We start from the raw sequence: 20,232 nt of genomic DNA on the forward strand, positions 1-20,232 counted from the left end.
TTTTCGCGACCTTTTCAAGATCGCTCCAACAAAAAAACCGCGGCAAGCCGCGGTTTTTTTATTCACGCTAACCCTTAGGCATCGATGATGCTGTTTAGAGTCTCACTTGGGCGCATAACCTTAGTTACAACGTCTAGCGGTGCATGGTAGTAACCCTGAAGATCCGCTGGGTTGCCTTGAACGGCTGCTAGCTCTTCTAGGATTTTCGCTTCGTTAGCGCTTAGATCTTCAGCAACTTTAGCGAAGGTTGCTGCTAGCTCTTTATCTTCTTCCTGCTGTGCAAGTTCCTGTGCCCAGTAAAGGCCTAGGTAGAAGTGGCTTCCGCGGTTGTCCAGTTCACCAGTACGACGAGAGGGTGACTTACCACGCTCAAGTAGTGTTTCAGTTGCACGATCGAGTGCTGCTGCAAGAACTTTAGCACGTGGTTTGTTCTCTTTGATGCCTAGCTCTTCTAGTGAGACACCGATTGCAAGGAATTCACCTAAAGAGTCCCAACGTAGGTGGTTCTCTTCGACAACCTGCTGTACGTGCTTAGGTGCAGAACCACCAGCGCCTGTTTCGTACATACCGCCGCCCGCAAGCATTGGAACAACGGATAGCATCTTAGCAGAAGTGCCTAGCTCCATGATTGGGAATAGGTCGGTTAGGTAGTCACGAAGTACGTTACCGGTAACAGAGATGGTATCCATGCCACGGATTAGACGCTCACAAGTAGAGCGCATCGCGCGTACGTAAGACATGATGCGAAGATCTAGACCTTCAGTGTCGTGTTCTTGTAGGTAGAGTTCTACCTTCTTACGAAGTTCACGGTCGTGGGCACGTTCAGCGTCTAGCCAGAAGATCGCAGGAGTGTCTGATTGACGTGAACGAGTCACAGCCAATTTAACCCAGTCACGGATCGCAGCATCTTTGGTCTGACACGCACGCCAGATATCACCTTTCTCAACTTTGTGGCCCATCAATACAGTGCCGTCTTCAGCAACGACGCGCATGATGCCATCCTCTTCCATTTCGAAGGTCTTATCGTGCGAACCGTACTCTTCCGCTTTCATCGCCATTAGACCGACGTTTGGAACGGTACCCATAGTCGTTGGATCGAACGCACCGTGCGTTTTACAGAAGTTGATCATCTCCTGGTAGATACGAGCGTAAGTCGATTCAGGCATGACCGCTTTAGTGTCTTTAGTCTTGCCGTCAGGGCCCCACATCTTACCTGAGTTACGGATCATCGCAGGCATAGAGGCGTCGACGATAACGTCTGAAGGTACGTGAAGGTTAGTGATGCCTTTAACGGAATCAACCATCGCCATTTCTGGGCGGTGCAGTGCAGCTGCGTGGATATCTTCTAGGATCTCTTCACGCTTAGAGTTAGGCAGTGTTTCAAGCTTATCAAGAATGTTACCCATACCGTTGTTAGGGTTAACACCTAGCTCTTCAAACAGCTCGCCCCACTTGTCCCATACCTCTTTGTAGAAGACAGTCACTGCGTGACCGAAAACGATTGGGTGAGAGACTTTCATCATGGTCGCTTTCACGTGCAGTGACCACATAACACCAGACTCTTTACAGTCTTGAAGTGTCTCTTCGAAGAAGTTGCGTAGCGCTTTAGCGCTCATGAACATGCCGTCAAGTACTTCGCCTTTCTGAAGGTCTAGCTCTTTCTTAACAGTGATGTTGCCATCGCCACAGATGAATTCGATACGGACCTTAGTGTCCTTCTCCATCGTTACAGACTGTTCGCTTGAGAAGAAGTCGCCGCCGTTCATGTAGTCAGCGTGCGTACGTGACGCTTTGCTCCATTGCCCCATGCTGTGTGGGTGCTTGCGTGCAAAGGCTTTAACAGCCGCTGGAGCACGACGGTCTGAGTTACCCTGACGTAGTACAGGGTTAACAGCGGAACCTAGAATCTTAGAGTAACGATCACGGATCTCGATCTCTTTGTCGTTACGTGGCTCATCTGGGAATTCAGGTACGTGGTAGCCCTGGCCCTGAAGTTCAGCAATTGCAGCTTTCAACTGAGGTACAGAGGCTGAGATGTTTGGTAGTTTGATCAGGTTAAGGTTTGGATCAGAGGTCATGTTACCTAGTTGTGCTAGACCGTCTTCAACCTTCTGTTGATCGTTAAGGTACTCGGGGAAAGAGGAGAGGATACGTCCTGCTAGTGAGATGTCGCAGAGTTCAACATTAATGTCTGCGGTTTTAGCAAACTTACGTACGATCGGTAGTAGTGATGCTGTCGCAAGTGCTGGTGCTTCGTCAGTGAGTGTGTAGACGATGGTACTTGGTTTTTTAGCCATTCTAGTCCCCAAATGTTAACGGTAGGATTCCATCAAATTGAAGTTTGTGACCTCAATTTATTTCCTTCGGAATCTGCGGTGATAGTTTCGCAGCGCGCATTATACTGGGGTGTGTAGTTATTTTACAGAGCGGGACTAAGACTTAAGGTGTAGGAGTGCTAGGTCGATTTGGATCAAGTTAAGTCGGGAAAGTTATAAGGTGGTTTGGCGTGGTTTATCCAGAGGTTTTGCTAAGACCGGGTGACTGGCTTTAGCCTGTCATCCGCTGTCTGGTGTTCGCAGAGGTTCTGGAAAACGCTGGTGATGCCGATGACAGGCTAAAGCCAGTCACGGGCACTTTGGTGTAAGTTCATCACAACGTTGAGAGGCCTTAGGTTCGCGGTTTCCCCTTCGGGGGATTCGATCCTACAATCGGGTTTTGTAGCAGATTATCTACAAGGCAGTGTTGTAGGAGCGAATTTGAGCGAAGCGAAAAACCGCGAATAATCATAATGGTGCCGATCAAGGTACGGGTGACAGGCCTTCAGCCTGTCACCGCATTCAAATCACGTGCTTTTACAACGACTCCGGCTCATACCCTAGATTCGGTGCCAACCAGCGCTCAGCTTCTGACAACTCCATCCCTTTACGATGAGCGTAGTCCTCTACCTGGTCTTCGCTGATCTTGGCAACACCAAAGTACTTCGCCTCAGGGTGGCTGAAGTACCATCCGCTGACAGCGGCGGTGGGTAGCATGGCAAAGCTATCAGTCAGCGTCATGCCGACCTGCTGCTCGACATCCAGAAGCTCCCACAGTAACCCTTTTTCGGTGTGGTCAGGGCAGGCTGGGTAGCCAGGTGCTGGGCGAATGCCAACATACTCTTCGCGAATCAACGCTTCGTTATCGAGAGACTCTTCAGAAGCATAGCCCCAATAATCCCTGCGGACATCTGCGTGGAGTTTCTCGGCAAGCGCTTCGGCAAGACGGTCAGCTAGGGCTTTAACCATAATCGACTGGTAGTCGTCATGGTCTTTTTCGAACTCGGCCACCATCTCGTCAACACCAATGCCCGCCGTGACGGCAAAGGCGCCTAGATAGTCCGGTGTACCACTCTCTTTACTCGTAATGTAGTCCGACAGACAGTGGTTGTATCGACCTTCAATCTTTTGCGTCTGCTGACGTAAGTGGTGAACCGTCGTTAATAGCTCAGTCCGACTCTCGTCCTTGTAGAGTTCGATGTCATCACCGACGCGGTTAGCTGGGAATAGCCCAACGACAGCGCGTGCCTCTAACAGTTTTTCCGAAACAATCTTATTTAGCATCGATTTGGCATCTTCAAACAGTTTAGTTGCCTGTTCGCCAACAATCTCATCGGTCAGGATGCGAGGGTATTTGCCGGCCAGCTCCCAAGATTGGAAGAACGGCGTCCAGTCAATGAACTCAAGCAGTGATTCCAGTGGAATATTATTGAGGGTGTGGATGCCAGGTTTGTTGGGTACTGGCGGTAGGTAGCCTTCCCAGTTTACCGGTTCTGCATTCGCACGAGCCGCATCGATGTTGACGCGACGCTGCTCATTTTGACGGGCCAGGTGACGCTCACGAACCGCCTGGTACTCTTCACGAGTGTCGGCAATGAACTGCTCTTTACGCTCTTTCGAGAGTAGGGCAGAGGCAACACCGACCGAACGTGATGCGTTGGTTACGTGCACCACTTGGTTGTTCTGGTAGCTAGGTTCAATCTTAACTGCAGTGTGTGCTTTTGACGTGGTTGCGCCACCGATCAACAGCGGTATGTCAAAGCCTTGGCGCTGCATCTCTTTAGCAACATGCACCATCTCATCCAGTGACGGTGTGATCAGTCCAGACAGACCTATAATATCGGCGTTCTCTTCGCGGGCTGTTTTCAGAATGGTCTCTGCAGGGACCATGACACCGAGGTCGATGATCTCAAAGTTGTTACACTGCAGTACCACCCCAACGATATTCTTACCGATGTCGTGCACGTCACCTTTTACGGTCGCCATGATCACTTTGCCGGCTGAACTCGACTCGCTGCCATCTTTCTCCGCCTCAATGTAAGGCATCAGATAGGCAACCGCTTTCTTCATAACGCGGGCCGATTTCACCACCTGAGGCAGGAACATCTTACCGGCGCCAAACAGATCACCTACAACGCCCATACCATCCATTAATGGACCTTCGATGACGTGCAGTGGACGATCGTACAGGTGACGACACTCTTCGGTATCTTCATCGATGTAATCGGCAATGCCTTTGACTAGGGCGTGCGATAGGCGCTCTTGGACAGGCAGTTCACGCCATGCCAAATCAGCCCCGTTCGCTTGAGTGGCCGCATCACCTCGATACTGTTCAGCGTGCTCGAGCATTCGCTCGGTACCGTCTTCGCGACGGTTAAGTACGATATCTTCAACATGCTCACGCAGCGCTTCAGGTAGGTCGTCATAGATCGCCAACTGACCCGCATTGACGATACCCATGTCCATGCCCTGTTTGATGGCGTGGTAGAGGAATACACAGTGGATCGCTTCGCGGACCTTGTCGTTACCACGGAACGAGAACGAGACGTTGGAGACACCGCCCGAGATCATAGCGTGCGGTAGGTTCTTTTTGATCCAACCAGTCGCCTCAATAAAGTCGACTGCGTAGTTGTCGTGCTCTTCGATGCCGGTAGCAATGGCAAAGATGTTCGGATCAAAAATGATATCTTCAGGTGGGAAGCCTACGGTATCGACCAGCACGCGATAAGAGCGCTCACAGATCTCAATCTTGCGCTCATAGGTGTCGGCTTGACCCACTTCATCAAAGGCCATCACGACCACCGCAGCACCGTAGCGACGAATCAGCTTGGCTTGAGCTATGAACTTCTCTTCACCCTCTTTGAGTGAGATGGAGTTAACAACGCCTTTACCTTGTATGCGTTTTAGACCCTCTTCGATGATCTCCCATTTAGAGGAGTCGAGCATGATCGGCACACGTGAGATATCTGGCTCGGATGCAATCAGATTGAGGAAGCGAATCATGGCCGCTTCGGCATCCAGCATCCCCTCATCCATATTGATGTCGATGATCTGTGCACCGTTATCTACCTGCTGACGAGCGACCTCTAGTGCTGTCTCGTAGTCACCCTCTTTAATGAGTCGGCGGAAACGAGCAGAGCCGGTGACGTTGGTCCGTTCACCGACGTTAACGAACAGAGTCTCAGCTCCAATGTTTAGAGGCTCTAGGCCGGCTAGGCGACACTCTATCGGTAGATCTGGAATCTGACGTGGCGCTTTAGAGATGATCCCTTCGCGAATGACGCGTATATGATCTGGGGTTGTGCCACAACAGCCACCCACCACATTGACGAAGCCAGAGTCGACCCATTCGGCAATTTCGCTCAGCATCTCTTCAGGCGATTCATCATATTCACCAAAGGCGTTGGGTAGACCCGCGTTAGGGTGAACAGAGACATAGGTATCCGCTATACGAGAGAGCTCCTCAACGTACTGGCGTAACTCTTTAGGGCCTAGGGCACAGTTCAAACCGATGGTGAGTGGTTTAGCGTGACGAAGAGAGTTCCAGAACGCCTCGGTCGTTTGGCCAGAGAGCGTGCGGCCTGAAGCGTCAGTGATGGTGCCACTGATCATCAATGGGAGTCTTAGATTGTGATCGTCAAAGTACTGCTCACAGGCAAAAACGGCCGCTTTAGCGTTCAAGGTATCGAAGATGGTTTCGATCAGAATCAGGTCTGCACCACCGGTGATCAAACCATCAAGCGACTCGGTGTACGCTTCAACCAGTTGATCAAAGGTGATGTTACGAAAACCGGGATCGTTTACATCGGGTGAAATGGTAGCGGTGCGGTTGGTCGGGCCAAGTACACCTGCAACAAAACGAGGGCGGTCTGGTGTCTCGGCCGTCATACGATCTGCAGCACGACGTGCCACTTTAGCCGCTTCGACATTGATCTCGTGGTTGATCGATTCCATCTCATAGTCGGCCATCGCGATGGTGGTCGCGTTGAATGAGTTGGTTTCAATAATGTCGGCGCCCGCTTTGAGGTACTCGTAGTGAATATCTTCGATAATCTTGGGCTGTGTTAACACCAATAGATCATTGTTACCTTTGACGTCACAGTGCCAATCTGCAAAGCGCTCACCACGGTAGTCGGCTTCTTCTAGCTTGTACCCTTGGATCATCGTACCCATGCCACCATCCAGAATGAGGATGCGCTCTTTGAGTAGCTGTTTTAGTAGTTGATCGGTTGCAGAATAGTCACGCACGCTGTCACGCCTTTTATCTAAACGAATTTTGAGGCGCATATTCTATAACAAGTTGATTGGAATGGTTTTGATTGCATTTCATCTTTGACTGAAATCAGCTCATGTTTAACCTGAATTGACGTTGAATATTGTTAGAACGATTACGCAGGTGCAAAATTTAGATGATAAGAGTAAAATCGCGACCTCGTTCGACTCAGGGATAGAATCCCCAACCAATTCATGGGTTATAGATATGCTACAAACTTTCTTAAAAGCGAAGCTGCACCGCGTGACAGCCACTCATGCTGAACTGCACTACGAAGGCTCTTGCGCCATTGATCAGGACCTTCTAGATGCTTCAGGTATTCATGAGTATGAGAAAATTGAGATCTATAACATCAATAACGGCGAACGTTTTTCGACCTACGTTATCAGTGCTGAGCGTGGCAGCGGTGTAATCTCTGTGAACGGTGCTGCGGCTCATAAAGCGAACAAGGGCGACCTGCTTATTATTGCCGCTTACGTCCAGCTAGATAGTTCAGAACTGGATGGCTTCCAACCAACGCTCTGCTATTTCGAAGGCGCTAAGTTTGATGAGGTAGACGGAGTCTCCGATGAAGAGATCCGCGCTCGTAACAAGTTGACCGGTGTGAAAAAAGCGATTCCTGTTCAGCCTGCTTCAATGTAAGTCGTTTCTAGAAGTAAAAAAAACCCGCCAAGTAGCGGGTTTTTTTGTGTTCAATGTTGGTGTTACTTGTTGGCGTAAGTGCCCGGAAGCGCTCGAGCGACTGCACCTGTTACGACCGCTGCAAGAACGACCTTCACTGCGTCACCTGGAATGTAGACCCACATGATCATCAGTGACTCAAGCCATGTACGTCCAGTGACCAGTTTGAATCCAGCAATACCAAAGAGGTACATCACGACAATGCCGCCAACCAGAGCACCAATGCCTGCTGCAATGGTGAGGGAGAATTTACCTGAGAGTGAGCGTGTCAGAAGGCCTGCTGTGAACGCAGCAAATGGGAAAGCAAATAGGAAGCCAGCAGTAGGGCCTGCAAAGACGCCAAGACCGCCACGACCACCAGCCAAAAGGTTAGCACCTAGAGCCACGACGACTAGGAACAGAATCATCGATAGAGCACCATTACGTGCGCCCAAAATCGTGCCCGCTAGCATAACGCCCAGCGATTGAGCTGAGATAGGAACACCCGTCGCAAATGGGATTGGCGGGATAAAGCCCAGTGCTGCTAGCAGCGCCGCGAAGATTGCAATTTGAACAACCTGTTTGTCTTTCGTTATTTCACTCACAGTGACTCCTTTTGAGTTGCTTGAAGCCGAAATGGCTCTCTAGTTTTTAATTTTTGGTATGCCGCCACGAGCGGCGACCGCTTCAGCCACCTGGTCAGACATTCTAAGTGCCTGTACCACTAATGGGGCTATAATTTGCCAATAGCGACGTTGTCCACCACGTGCTCGCCATGCCGCTAACAGGGCATGCATAAACGAGACCAACACAGGAACAAACCGTATCAGTAAAGAGAGTGCAAACGCGATTCGTTGGGTCTGAACACCCAGCCATCGAAGTGGCGTTAGCAAAAATTGAAAAACCGCGTTCATCTCATCCATGCGTGTAGTCATGCTGATGGCATTAGCCAGCAGGATAAGCACCAACATGCGACCCAGTAGTATCCAAGCCTCGGCAAGCCCCATGGTCCAATACTGCAAGGCAAAGATTGCCAGCATCATCCAGAACAGCGGTTTCAATAGTTTCAGTTGCGCCAAGCCAGATCTGCCCAAGCTGACGTAAATCCCCAGCGTTACAGCAACGGCTAATGAGATGATTCCTACCTCTTTTACAGGATAGAGCAGTACCGTGGCGATGGCTAAACAGAGGAGCTTTAGCCCGGCCGGCAGACGGTGCAGCCAGGATATTTGTGCAAGGTAGAGACTCATCATGACTCAGCGGTCTTAACAGCATGCTGTTTATAGTCAGTGATCACCTCTTCAGTGGGACCGTCTTTTACGACCCCTTGATCACCTAGCCATACCAGTCGATCAAACCCGTCAAAACCGTCTAGCTCGTGACTGATCATAATGACCTGCTGGGACAGAGTGCTGATCACTTTCTGAAGCTGATATCGAGTGGGTAGATCAAGTGCAGAGAAGGGTTCATCGAAGACAATAACTTTAGGCTTCAATAGGAGTACCGAGAAAATACAGATCAACTGCTTTTGTCCTTCAGAGAGGCTGTGGACCGGAAGATCTTTCCAATCCAGTCGATCGTGCTCTTTTAATAGTGCGAGTGCTTCGGCTTCTGACTCTGACTTATCTTTGCCCTGGTTTTGCAGACCAAAGATCAACTCCTCAAGCACGGTAGGGAAGATCAGTTGGTGATCTGGATTTTGAAATACAAAACCGACTTCAGTCGACATGGCGGCAGGCCCTTTCGATGGGTCTTTGCCGTTGATGCTGATGGTGCCGCTGTCGGCGGTAAGTAAACCGTTAAGCAGGCGAATCAGGCTGCTTTTGCCACTGCCATTAAACCCGATAATACCAATGCGTGACTCATTAAGTGACAGCGTCAGATCATCGAAGATGGTGCGTCCCTCTCTAGTCAGAGTGACGTGACTTAACTCTATGGATGGGGTGTGCATTAATAAAAGGGTATGTAACTTTTCAAAATGTGGACGCAGAGTAGCCTATGCTTTCGAACAAATCCAACCCAAATAGGGCTGTAGTAGAACTACATGCTGGCGATAAAAGTGCCTTAAATCCATTTATCTGGTTATAAGGATGGATAGGATTGTCGACAATATCGCCATAAGTCTTAAATAAATCCCCAATCTTTTCCGGTAAAGTGTCGACAATCTTATTTTAGAAAAGTGCTCATATCGAGCGTCTAAAAATAATCACATCTCGTCAGTTAATGAGGAATGAGTATGTCTTACCTAAGCGAATACACTAAGTCGATTGAGCAACCAGAAGCGTTTTGGGCTGAGAAAGCGGCGGATCTGCCATGGTTTAAAGCACCAAAAACGATTCTTTCGAAAGATGAGAATGGCATCGATCGTTGGTTTGCTGATGGTGAGATGAACACCTCTTACATGGCTGTTGACTACCATGTCGAACAGGGTCGCGGTGATCAAGCGGCTCTACTCTATGATTCACCAGTAACTAACACTAAACGCACTGTGACCTACTCTGAACTGAAAGATCAGGTGTCACGCTTTGCGGGTGTTTTGAAATCTAAAGGGGTCGAGAAGGGCGATCGTGTCGTTATCTACATGCCAATGATTCCTGAAGCCGTGGTTGCCATGCTGGCGGTTGCACGCTTAGGTGCCATCCACTCAGTTGTATTTGGTGGCTTTGCGCCTAACGAGCTTGCTGTACGTATCGATGATGCACAACCTAAGGCGATTGTGACGGCTTCTTGCGGTGTCGAAGTTGCCAAGGTACTTCCTTACAAGCCGATGGTAGATGAAGGGATTAACCTGTCTGAGCATAAGCCGGAGTCTGTTATTGTCTTCCAGCGTGAAGAGGTGACGGCCGAGCTAACGGCTCCACGTGATTGTGACTGGGCTGAAGAGATGGCTAACGCGACGCCAGCAGAGCCAGTGGCGGTTAAAGGTACAGATCCTCTATACATTCTTTACACCTCAGGTACTACGGGCAAACCTAAGGGTGTCGTTCGTGATAATGGTGGTCATGCGACCGCACTGAACTACTCAATGAAAGCGATCTACAACGTGAAAGCGGGTGATGTTTACTGGGCCGCTTCGGATGTAGGTTGGGTTGTTGGTCACTCTTATATTGTTTACGGACCACTTCTGGCTGGCTGTAGTACGATTGTTTATGAAGGTAAGCCGGTTCGTACACCGGACGCTGGCGCTTTCTGGCGTGTCTGTGAAGAGTACAAAGCTAAGATTCTATTTGCTGCACCGACCGCTTTTCGTGCGATTAAGAAGGAAGACCCCGAAGCTCAGGAAGTGGGTAAATACGACCTGTCTGAACTGCAAACTATCTTCATGGCGGGTGAGCGTCTCGATCCACCAACCTATGATTGGACCGTTGAGAAAACCGGTAAACCCGTTATTGATCACTGGTGGCAGACGGAGACCGGTTGGGCGATCTGTGGCAACTTGATGGGTGTCGAGCCGATGCCACCAAAAGCCGGATCAGCAACGCTGCCAAGCCCAGGCTTTAATGTGCAGATTGTTGACGAAGCGGGTAATGAATTACCAGCAGGTCAGCAGGGATCTATCGCTATCAAACTGCCACTACCACCAAGCTGTTTGCCAACCGTTTGGGGTGATTTCGATCGCTTCAAGTCGGGTTACCTGTCAGATGTCGAAGGTTTCTACACCTCGGGCGACGGTGGCTATAAAGATGAAGATGGCTATGTCTTCATCATGGGTCGTACCGATGATGTGATTAACGTTGCCGGTCACCGTCTATCGACGGGTGAGATGGAAGAGATCGTAGCTGCGCACCCAGCCGTTGCAGAGTGTGCCGTAATCGGTATTTCTGAGCAGCTAAAAGGTCAGGAGCCTGTTGGTCTTGTCATTCTGAAAGACGGAGCTGATATCTCAGATGAGCAACTTTCAGCGGAATTGGTTGCTAACATTCGTAAAGAGATTGGCCCAATCGCCTGTTACAAGCGCACGGCAGTGGTTAAACGTCTGCCTAAAACTCGTTCAGGCAAAATCCTACGTAAGCTACTGCGTCAGATCGCTGATGGCCAAGAGTACACAGTACCATCAACCATCGATGATCCAGCCAGCTTGCCAGAGATCGAAGGCATCATGCGTGAGAATGGAATGATTGCTGGGTAATTGAATTTACCTTGTGAATGAAAAGCGAGCCTCAGGCTCGCTTTTTTGTTTATTGAGCGCAGGTGAATAGTTGGAGCGATCTTGAAAAGGTCGCGATGATGGATCGCCTCATCTTCGATAAGGCTCCTACAGTTCTTCTACCTTTTGTTGAACTAAACTCACCTATTCTGTGAAAAAGCCTCTCTTGCTGACTAATACCTTGGTCGAATATATTAGCGCCAACTTAATTAAACAGTGGAGGATGACCTCATGTCACAGATCCTTGATCAAAAAACACTTCTAGAACTTCTAGACAGCAACGACCTAAGCGAGTCAGAAAAGATCGCTCTGGTTGAGTGGAATGCAAAACAGATTCGTCGCTCTGAATTGGCAGCGCTTGTTGTTCAGGCTCAGAAAAAAGCGTCTAAAGTAGCTGCGCAGGTTGTTAATCATCGTGCTATCCAGCAGGTGTTCAGCTCACCGTTGATGCGTACACAGCACTAATAACTGTCTTGTGCTAGACAATAAAAAACCCCGCTACAGCGGGGTTTTTTTATGGGGCGCTATTAGCGATTAAGCGCGTGGGTGCTTGCGCTTAGGCGCACCAGTATAAAGCTGGCGTGGACGACCGATCTTGTTCGGGCTTGAGTGGAACTCGTTCCAGTGTGAGATCCAGCCGATCGTTCGTGACAGAGCGAAAATAACGGTAAACATAGAGGTAGGGATACCGATAGCTTTCAGGATGATGCCTGAGTAGAAGTCAACGTTAGGGTAGAGTTTACGGCTAACGAAGTATTCATCTTCTAGCGCGATGCGCTCAAGCTCTTTAGCGATGTCTAGCATTGGATCATCCGTGATGCCCAGTTCAGCCAATACTTCATCACAGGTCTGTTTCATAACGCGTGAGCGTGGGTCAAAGTTGCGGTATACGCGGTGACCGAAGCCCATTAGACGGAATGGATCGTTTGGATCTTTTGCTTTCTCGATGAACGCAGGGATGTTCTCAACAGAACCGATCTCAGCAAGCATCTTCAATACAGCTTCATTTGCTCCACCGTGAGCCGGACCCCAAAGTGCTGCGATACCCGCTGCAATACAGGCAAATGGGTTAGCACCTGATGAACCAGCAAGGCGAACAGTTGAGGTAGACGCGTTCTGTTCGTGGTCTGCGTGAAGTGTGAAGATCTTATCCATCGCGCGTGAAAGCACTGGATTGATTTTGTAATCTTCACAAGGTGTCGCAAACATCATGCGTAGGAAGTTATCAGCGTAGCCAAGATCATTACGTGGGTAGATGAATGGCTGACCGATTGAGAATTTGTAACACATCGCCGCTAGCGTAGGCATTTTAGCGATGAGACGGTATGCACAGACTTCGCGGTGGTGAGGATCATTAATGTCCAGTGAGTCGTGGTAGAAAGCGGATAGCGCACCTACGACACCACACATGATCGCCATAGGGTGAGCGTCACGGCGGAAACCGTTGTAGAAAGAGCGAAGCTGCTCATGAACCATAGTGTGTTGGTTCACAGTGTAGTCAAATTTAGCTTTCTGCTCTGGAGTAGGGAGTTCACCATTTAGAAGGAGGTAACACACTTCTAGGTAGTCTGAGTGCTCGGCCAGTTCTTCGATTGGGTAACCGCGGTGAAGAAGAACACCATTAGCGCCGTCAATGTATGTGATTTTTGATTCACAAGAGGCTGTTGATACAAAACCTGGGTCGTAAGTAAACAGGCCTTCACCTGTTAGTGGGCGAACGTCAACAACATCTGGACCTTCTGTGCCGTGATAAACCGGCAGTTCGATCTCTTTATCTACACCGTCTACTACGAGACGAGCTTTCTTATCAGCCATGGTTGGCTCCTATCTATTTCCGTTACTGCTTAATATGGGTATTTAAGCATCTTAGAGCTCTTCTGAGGTTGGCTCAGAACTCTTTAAGGCCTAATCACTATAGTGAGCCCAAAGTGATTGTCAATCGTCAATTGTTGCAGTGCAAAAGCTATAAAGTAAGGACAAAAAGCTATAAGTCGAATTTATGCGCTCTGGCGTATGAATCGCGTCGGAACTGTACATGGCCCTATTAAACCATTGGCTAATAGGGCCTTAGATTGATTGTCAAAAGCCTATCAATTGTTATAATCAGCCTCCGAAAATTGCGCGCTGCAATATGTGAATATTCATATGAATATTTGTCATAAACGTGCAGTTTTAATCGTCGTCCTGAGTAGTTGACTCTGTCACTACCGAATCAGGTACTTACTAGTAAACGAGGCCCCGGAGAGGGCACATAAGTGTGAACTAGAGCCGTGAACAAAAAACGACCTGTAAATCTCGATTTGAGAACCATTAAGCAGCCTCTACCGGCTGTGACTTCAATTCTGCACCGTGTCACTGGTCTGATTCTATTTGTCGGTACCATTTTCATGATGTACGCACTGAGCCTTTCTCTTGAGTCTCAAGAGGGTTTTGATGCAGCAGCTGCACTTCTAACAGAATCATTCATTGCCAAGTTCATCGCTTGGGGTCTGTTGTCTGCACTTCTGTACCACTTCTTCGCAGGTATCAAGCACCTTGTTATGGATGCGGGTTACTGTGAAGAGATTGAATCTGGCAATGCGGCTGCGAAAGCAACGCTTGCGATTTCAGCTATCTCCATTGTGCTAGCAGGAGTTTGGGTATGGTAACTTCGGTAACAAGCTTTGGCCGTAGCGGCCTTTACGATTGGATGATGCAGCGCGTAACTGCGGTTGTCCTTGCAGCTTACACGATCTTCATGATCGGCTACATGCTGCTTAACCCTGAACTAGATTACAACCAGTGGTCAGCACTGTTTGAAGGTACTGCAATGCGTATCTTCACACTGTTAACACTGCTTTCATTGGTTGCGCATGCTTGGATCGGTATGTGGTCAATTTCTACCGACTACATTAAACCAACTGGCATTCGTTTCGTATTCCAATCTGCCTGTGGCCTGCTCGCGTTTGTTTACGTGGTGTGGGGTATTCAGATTCTTTGGGGGGTTTAATAGATGTCTAAGCTACGTACGCTTACATTTGATGCAATTGTTGTCGGCGGTGGCGGTGCAGGTATGCGCGCAGCCCTTCAACTTGCACAGTCAGGTTTAAACACTGCGTGTGTTACAAAAGTATTCCCAACACGTTCACACACAGTATCTGCACAGGGTGGTATTACTTGTGCAATCGCGAGTGCGGATCCAAACGACGATTGGCGCTGGCACATGTACGATACCGTTAAAGGTTCTGACTACATCGGTGACCAAGACGCGATCGAATACATGTGTTCTGTAGGTCCACGTGCGGTATTCGAACTTGACCACATGGGTCTTCCTTTCTCTCGCACAGAGACAGGTCGTATCTACCAGCGTCCATTTGGTGGTCAATCTAAGAACTTCGGTGAAGGTGGTCAGGCTGCTCGTACTTGTGCTGCGGCAGACCGTACAGGTCACGCACTGCTTCACACGCTATACCAAGCAAACATGAAGTCAGGTACAACTTTCCTAAACGAGTGGTTTGCAGTCGATCTTGTTAAAAATGCAGACGGCGCGGTTGTCGGTTGTATTGCGATCTGTATCGAAACAGGTGAAACCGTTTACATTAAAGCGAAAGCGACTGTATTGGCTACTGGCGGTGCAGGTCGTATCTACGCATCGACTACCAACGCATTGATCAACACTGGTGACGGCATGGGTATGGCACTTCGTGCCGGCATTGCTGCGCAAGACATGGAGATGTGGCAGTTCCACCCAACCGGTATTGCGGGTGCAGGTACGCTGGTAACTGAAGGTTGTCGTGGTGAAGGTGGCTACCTAGTTAATAAAGACGGCGAGCGCTTCATGGAGCGTTACGCTCCTAATGCGAAAGACCTTGCCGGTCGTGACGTTGTTGCGCGCTCAATGATCCTAGAGATCCTTGAAGGCCGTGGCTGTGGTCCAGACGGCGATCACGTCTACTTGAAGCTTGATCACCTAGGTGAAGAGGTTCTTCACTCACGTCTACCAGGTATCTGTGAGCTTTCAATGACATTCGCAGCAGCTGATCCTGTGAAAGAGCCAATTCCAGTGGTGCCAACCTGTCACTACATGATGGGTGGTGTGACCACTAACATCGGTGGTCAGGTGATTAACCCAGATCCTGAATCAGGTGAAGATAAGATCGTTGAAGGTCTATTCGCTTGTGGTGAGGTTGCTTGTGTATCGGTACACGGTGCTAACCGTCTAGGTGGTAACTCACTACTAGACTTGGTTGTCTTCGGTCGTGCTGCAGGTCTTCAGATCGAACAGCAGATGCGCGAAGGCTACGAAGTTAAAGACGCTACTGAAGAAGAGATCGAGGCAGCAATGGCTCGTCTAAACCGTCTAAATAACTCGACTGGCGGTGAGAAGGTTGCGGATATTCGTAAAGATCTTCAGCAGTGCATGCAGCTCTACTTCGGTGTATTCCGCGACGGCGATGCGATGCAGGAAGGTTTGACTAAGCTTAAGGCAATCCGTGAGCGTGTAGCGAACGTATATCTTGAAGATAAGACTGGGTCATTCAACACTGCACGTCTTGAAGCGCTTGAGCTTGAGAACTTAATGGAAGTGGCTGAGGCAACTGCCATTGCTGCATACGAGCGTAAAGAGTCTCGTGGTGCGCATGCTCGTAACGACTTTACTGAGCGTGATGATGAAAACTGGTTGTGTCACTCAGTTTACTACCCACAAACGAAAACGCTGGGCAAACGTGCCGTGAACTTCGCTCCGAAGACCATGGAAGCGTTCCCACCTAAAGTTCGTACATATTAAGGAGTCGTTACGATGCTAGTAAGTGTTTATCGTTACAACCCTGAGATTGATGATGCTCCCTACATGCAGGATATCCAGATCGATATCCCTGGTGGCAAGGACATCATGGTGTTGGATCTTCTACACCTTCTCAAAGAGAAAGATACATCAATGACATTCCGTCGTTCTTGTCGTGAGGGCGTATGTGGCTCTGACGGTTTGAACATGAACGGTAAGAATGGTCTTGCGTGTATTACCCCTCTTTCTGAAGTGGTTAAGAACGACAAGCTGGTTCTTCGTCCACTTCCAGGTCTTCCGGTTATCCGTGACTTGGTTGTCGATATGGGTCAGTTCTACAAGCAGTACGAGAAGATCAAACCATTCTTGATCAACGATACTCCGGCTCCAGCGATCGAGCGCCTGCAGACTCCTGAAGAGCGTGCAGAGCTAGATGGTCTATACGAGTGTATCCTCTGTGCTTGTTGTTCAACCTCTTGTCCGTCGTTCTGGTGGAACCCAGATAAGTTTGTCGGCCCATCAGGCCTTCTACAGGCTTACCGTTTCCTAGCGGACAGCCGTGATACAGCAACGAATGAACGTCTTGCAGAGCTAGATGACCCATTCAGCGTATTCCGCTGCCACGGCATCATGAACTGTGTGAACGTATGTCCTAAAGGTCTTAACCCAACCAAAGCGATTGGTAAGATCCGTAACATGCTGATATCACGCGCAACCTAAGATTAGGTTGAAGCTCAAAAAAAACCCGCCTTGGCGGGTTTTTTGTTTTCTGGAAATCGCTGTAAGGGTGGATGACAGGCTGAAGCCAGTCACCGTCACTCCGTAGCGAAAATAATACATTGGTGACTGGCTTCAGCCTGTCACCCGCTCTCCAATTACACTCCAATCTACTGGCGCAACACTCTAAAGCAAGAGATGTTGTCCCATTACGACTAAAGTGCAAAAAAACGTTTAAAAAGCTCTTACTTAATAGCCTAAAAGAACTAAAAACGGCTGTTAAAAGCCCGTAGAATTAACTTATTCCAAAACGCGATAAAACATTGATTACTTTAGTATTAAATCGCTAAAACTGCGGTGTTCAGGGTTGAATAAAAGGCGTAAACTACGCGAGTTTTATTTGGTTGCAACACCGAATAATGCGCTGAAAAATGGAAATTAGAAGCATAAGGGCGATGGATGAAGAGGCTTCACAAGAGCTTCGGAGGTCCCGTACCCCACAACGAGGGTAAATATATAATGCAAGACGGTCTGATGGAGCAGCTGTGGAAGAATGCTCATCTATACGGCGGCAACCTCTCTTACGTAGAACAGCTATACGAAACGTACCTTTTAGATCCAAACTCCGTTCCCCCAGAGTGGCGTGAAGAGTTTGATAAACTCCCTAAAGTCGGTGAAAACATTACTCCTGATGTTCCTCTTGCACCGATTCGTGAACATTTCCAATACATTGCTAAGAATCAAAAACGTGCACAGCCTGCAGCGGTATCTTCTGTCAGCTCTGAACACGAGCGTAAGCAAGTTCGCGCGCTGGCCCTTTTTGATGCTTACCGCATGCGTGGACACCAGATCGCTAAGATCGACCCACTGAATCTGCTAGAACGTGCAGAAGTGGCCGACCTTAATCTGCGCTACCACGAACTTTCAGAAGCGGATTTTGATACAACTTTCCAACTCGGTAGTCTGCAGTTTGGTCGCGAAGAGGCGACACTGCGTGAGATCCTTCAGGATCTTCAAGAGACGTACTGCAGTTCGGTAGGTTCTGAGTACATGCACATTGTGAACACTGAAGAGCGTCTATGGCTTCAGTCTCGCATTGAGCCAACCCGTGCACACCCAACGGTTGAGCCTGAGAAGAAACTCATGGTCCTAGAGCGCCTGACGGCAGCTGAAGGTCTAGAGAAGTACCTTGGCTCCCGCTTTGCTGGTGCTAAACGATTTGGTCTTGAGGGTGGTGAATCTCTGATCGTCTCTTTGAATACTCTGATCCAGCGTGCTGGTAAGCAGGGTGCTAAAGAGGTTGTGATCGGCATGGCACACCGCGGTCGTCTTAATACACTGGTTAACATCTTCGGTAAAAACCCGGCTGACCTGTTCGGTGAGTTCGAAGGTAAGAAGCTGGTTGATTCATCGGGTGACGTTAAATACCACCAGGGCTTCTCATCGAACGTCAATACTGACGGTGGTGAGGTGCACATTGCGATGGCATTCAACCCATCTCACCTTGAGATCGTAGCGCCAGTGGTTGAAGGTTCAGTTCGTGCCCGTCAGGATCGTCGTGAAGATCCAGTCGGTAATACGGTAGTTCCTGTTAACATCCACGGTGATGCAGCCTTTGCTGGTCAGGGTGTTGTTATGGAGACATTCCAGATGTCTCAGACACGCGCTTACAAGACAGGTGGTACAATCCACATCGTGATCAACAACCAAGTTGGCTTTACGACCTCTAAGCAAGAGGACGCTCGCTCTACAGATTACTGTACCGACGTTGCTAAGATGATCGAAGCGCCAATCTTCCACGTTAACGGCGACGACCCAGAAGCGGTTCGTTTCGTGACACAGTTGGCGGTTGATTACCGTAACGAATTTAAGAAAGACGTTGTTATCGATCTAGTCTGTTACCGTCGTCGCGGTCACAACGAGGCGGATGAGCCAAGCGGTACTCAACCGTTGATGTACGACGTCATCAAAAAGCAGAAGACCACACGCGATCTATACGCAACTAAGCTGATCGAAGAGGGTGTAATCACTGCTGAACAGAGCAAAGAGATGGAAAAGTCTTACCGTGCGGCGCTAGAAAATGGCGAACACGTTGCTCACTCTCTTGTGCTTGAACCAAACACTAAGATGTTTGTTGATTGGGCTCCTTACCTTGGTCACCAATGGTCGTTCGAGTGTGATACTCGTGTCGACATTAAAGTGCTTCAAGAGCTTGCGGCGAACATTGCTGAAACCCCTGAACACTTCAGTGTGCAGCGTCAGGTTTCTAAGATCTATGACGACCGTAAGCGTATGGCAGCCGGTGCAATGGCCGCTAACTGGGGCTTTGCAGAGACATTGGCCTACGCGTCAATTCTTGCAGAGGGTCACCCAGTCCGTTTGACCGGTCAGGATGTCGGTCGTGGTACCTTCTCACACCGTCACGCGGTTCTGCATGATCAGAAAGATGCGACGACTTACGTACCCCTTCAGAACATGGATAAGGATCAACCAAAATTCACGATCCACGATTCATACCTGTCTGAAGAGGCGGTATTGGCATTCGAATACGGTTACGCAACCACGACACCAAACTCGTTGGTGATCTGGGAAGCGCAGTTCGGTGATTTCGCCAATGGTGCTCAGGTTGTGATCGATCAATTCATCACATCAGGCGAAGCGAAATGGCAGCGTCTATGTGGTCTGACTATGCTGTTGCCACACGGCTTCGAAGGTCAAGGTCCAGAGCACTCATCTGCTCGTTTGGAACGCTACCTACAGCTATGTGCTGAGCACAACATTCAGGTTGTCGTACCTACGACGCCATCGCAGATCTTCCACCTACTGCGTCGTCAGGTGGTTCGCCCACTTCGCAAACCTTTGGTGGTCATGACGCCGAAATCTCTGCTTCGTCACAAGCAGGCGATCTCTACTCTAGAAGAGCTAGCGGATGGCACCTTCCAACCGGTTATTGGTGAAGTGGATCAGCTTGATAAGTCGAAAGTGAATCGTGTTGTGATGTGTAGCGGTAAGGTTTACTACGACCTATACAACCGTCGCGAAGAGCTAGAGAAGCAGAATGTTGCGATCGTTCGTATTGAGCAACTCTACCCATTCCCAGAGGCGGATCTGGTAGATGAGTTGAGCCAATACCCTAATCTTGAATCGGTTGTTTGGTGTCAGGAAGAGCCAATGAACCAGGGCGCGTGGTACTGCAGTCAGCACCACATGCGCAACGCTCTACGTAAAGTGAAGCCAGAGATTCACCTAGATGGTGTGGGTCGTCCACACGCTGCAGCGCCTGCAGTAGGTTACATCTCTGTTCACGTTGAGCAGCAAGAGAAATTGGTTAACGACGCCCTAAACGGTTAATAAA

14 protein-coding genes are annotated in these 20,232 nt (G+C 49.2%); 8 read left to right on the plus strand and 6 right to left on the minus strand.

Features of this window, described 5'->3' with window-relative positions:
* Positions 1–74: 74 nt before the first annotated feature.
* Positions 75–2,297: an NADP-dependent isocitrate dehydrogenase gene (locus tag XMM312_RS09020; protein WP_173481586.1), complete on the minus strand. Its 2,223-nt coding sequence runs from the start codon at positions 2,295–2,297 to the stop codon at positions 75–77.
* A gap of 555 nt (positions 2,298–2,852) precedes the next feature.
* Positions 2,853–6,563 (minus strand): methionine synthase, encoded by a 3,711-nt coding sequence (gene metH / locus XMM312_RS09025; RefSeq protein WP_371731444.1) that lies wholly within the window; start codon positions 6,561–6,563, stop codon positions 2,853–2,855.
* Between the two features lie 232 nt (positions 6,564–6,795).
* On the opposite strand from metH, the gene panD reads away from it, so the two are divergent.
* Entirely contained in the window at positions 6,796–7,230 is a 435-nt protein-coding gene (gene panD, locus XMM312_RS09030) for an aspartate 1-decarboxylase (RefSeq protein ID WP_173481584.1), read from the plus strand.
* 62 nt (positions 7,231–7,292) lie between these two features.
* Here panD and XMM312_RS09035 read toward each other — a convergent pair whose 3' ends face one another.
* The 3 genes from XMM312_RS09035 to XMM312_RS09045 are packed head-to-tail and all read right to left on the minus strand — an operon-like array spanning position 7,293 to position 9,199.
* Positions 7,293–7,853 (minus strand): biotin transporter BioY, encoded by a 561-nt coding sequence (locus XMM312_RS09035; protein ID WP_371731723.1) that lies wholly within the window; start codon positions 7,851–7,853, stop codon positions 7,293–7,295.
* A gap of 39 nt (positions 7,854–7,892) precedes the next feature.
* Positions 7,893–8,501, minus strand: coding sequence for an energy-coupling factor transporter transmembrane protein EcfT (locus tag XMM312_RS09040; protein ID WP_173483192.1), 609 nt, complete (start codon positions 8,499–8,501; stop codon positions 7,893–7,895).
* The gene (locus XMM312_RS09045; RefSeq protein ID WP_173483191.1) at positions 8,498–9,199 is read right to left on the minus strand and encodes an energy-coupling factor ABC transporter ATP-binding protein; all 702 of its coding nucleotides are present in this window, start codon (positions 9,197–9,199) and stop codon (positions 8,498–8,500) included. The genes XMM312_RS09040 and XMM312_RS09045 overlap by 4 nt, the downstream gene beginning before the upstream one ends.
* A gap of 285 nt (positions 9,200–9,484) precedes the next feature.
* On the opposite strand from XMM312_RS09045, the gene XMM312_RS09050 reads away from it, so the two are divergent.
* Both XMM312_RS09050 and XMM312_RS09055 read left to right on the plus strand, forming a co-directional pair.
* A complete protein-coding gene (locus XMM312_RS09050) occupies positions 9,485–11,377 on the plus strand; it encodes a propionyl-CoA synthetase (RefSeq protein ID WP_173483190.1) in 1,893 nt (630 codons plus the stop codon).
* Positions 11,378–11,626: 249 nt separating this feature from the next.
* On the plus strand, positions 11,627–11,860 hold the full coding sequence (locus tag XMM312_RS09055) for a hypothetical protein (RefSeq protein ID WP_173481580.1): 234 nt from the start codon (positions 11,627–11,629) through the stop codon (positions 11,858–11,860).
* A 69-nt stretch (positions 11,861–11,929) separates the two neighbouring features.
* On the opposite strand, the gene gltA is transcribed toward XMM312_RS09055, so the two are convergent.
* On the minus strand, positions 11,930–13,210 hold the full coding sequence (gene gltA, locus XMM312_RS09060) for a citrate synthase (RefSeq protein WP_173481579.1): 1,281 nt from the start codon (positions 13,208–13,210) through the stop codon (positions 11,930–11,932).
* Between the two features lie 455 nt (positions 13,211–13,665).
* On the opposite strand from gltA, the gene sdhC reads away from it, so the two are divergent.
* The 5 genes from sdhC (at position 13,666) to XMM312_RS09085 (ending at position 20,228) form a co-directional block, all read left to right on the plus strand.
* Positions 13,666–14,043 (plus strand): succinate dehydrogenase, cytochrome b556 subunit, encoded by a 378-nt coding sequence (sdhC, locus tag XMM312_RS09065; RefSeq protein ID WP_173481578.1) that lies wholly within the window; start codon positions 13,666–13,668, stop codon positions 14,041–14,043.
* The gene (gene sdhD / locus XMM312_RS09070) at positions 14,037–14,384 is read left to right on the plus strand and encodes a succinate dehydrogenase, hydrophobic membrane anchor protein (protein ID WP_173481577.1); all 348 of its coding nucleotides are present in this window, start codon (positions 14,037–14,039) and stop codon (positions 14,382–14,384) included. The genes sdhC and sdhD overlap by 7 nt, the downstream gene beginning before the upstream one ends.
* 3 nt (positions 14,385–14,387) lie before the next feature.
* Positions 14,388–16,163 (plus strand): succinate dehydrogenase flavoprotein subunit, encoded by a 1,776-nt coding sequence (sdhA, locus tag XMM312_RS09075; RefSeq protein WP_173481576.1) that lies wholly within the window; start codon positions 14,388–14,390, stop codon positions 16,161–16,163.
* Positions 16,164–16,175: 12 nt separating this feature from the next.
* Positions 16,176–16,880 (plus strand): succinate dehydrogenase iron-sulfur subunit, encoded by a 705-nt coding sequence (locus tag XMM312_RS09080; protein ID WP_173481575.1) that lies wholly within the window; start codon positions 16,176–16,178, stop codon positions 16,878–16,880.
* 516 nt (positions 16,881–17,396) lie between these two features.
* Entirely contained in the window at positions 17,397–20,228 is a 2,832-nt protein-coding gene (locus XMM312_RS09085) for a 2-oxoglutarate dehydrogenase E1 component (RefSeq protein ID WP_173489104.1), read from the plus strand.
* Positions 20,229–20,232 lie beyond the last annotated feature (4 nt).

Origin of the sequence: Marinobacterium sp. xm-m-312, assembly GCF_013283295.1 — a bacterium.
Lineage (GTDB): Bacteria > Pseudomonadota > Gammaproteobacteria > Pseudomonadales > Balneatricaceae > Marinobacterium_E.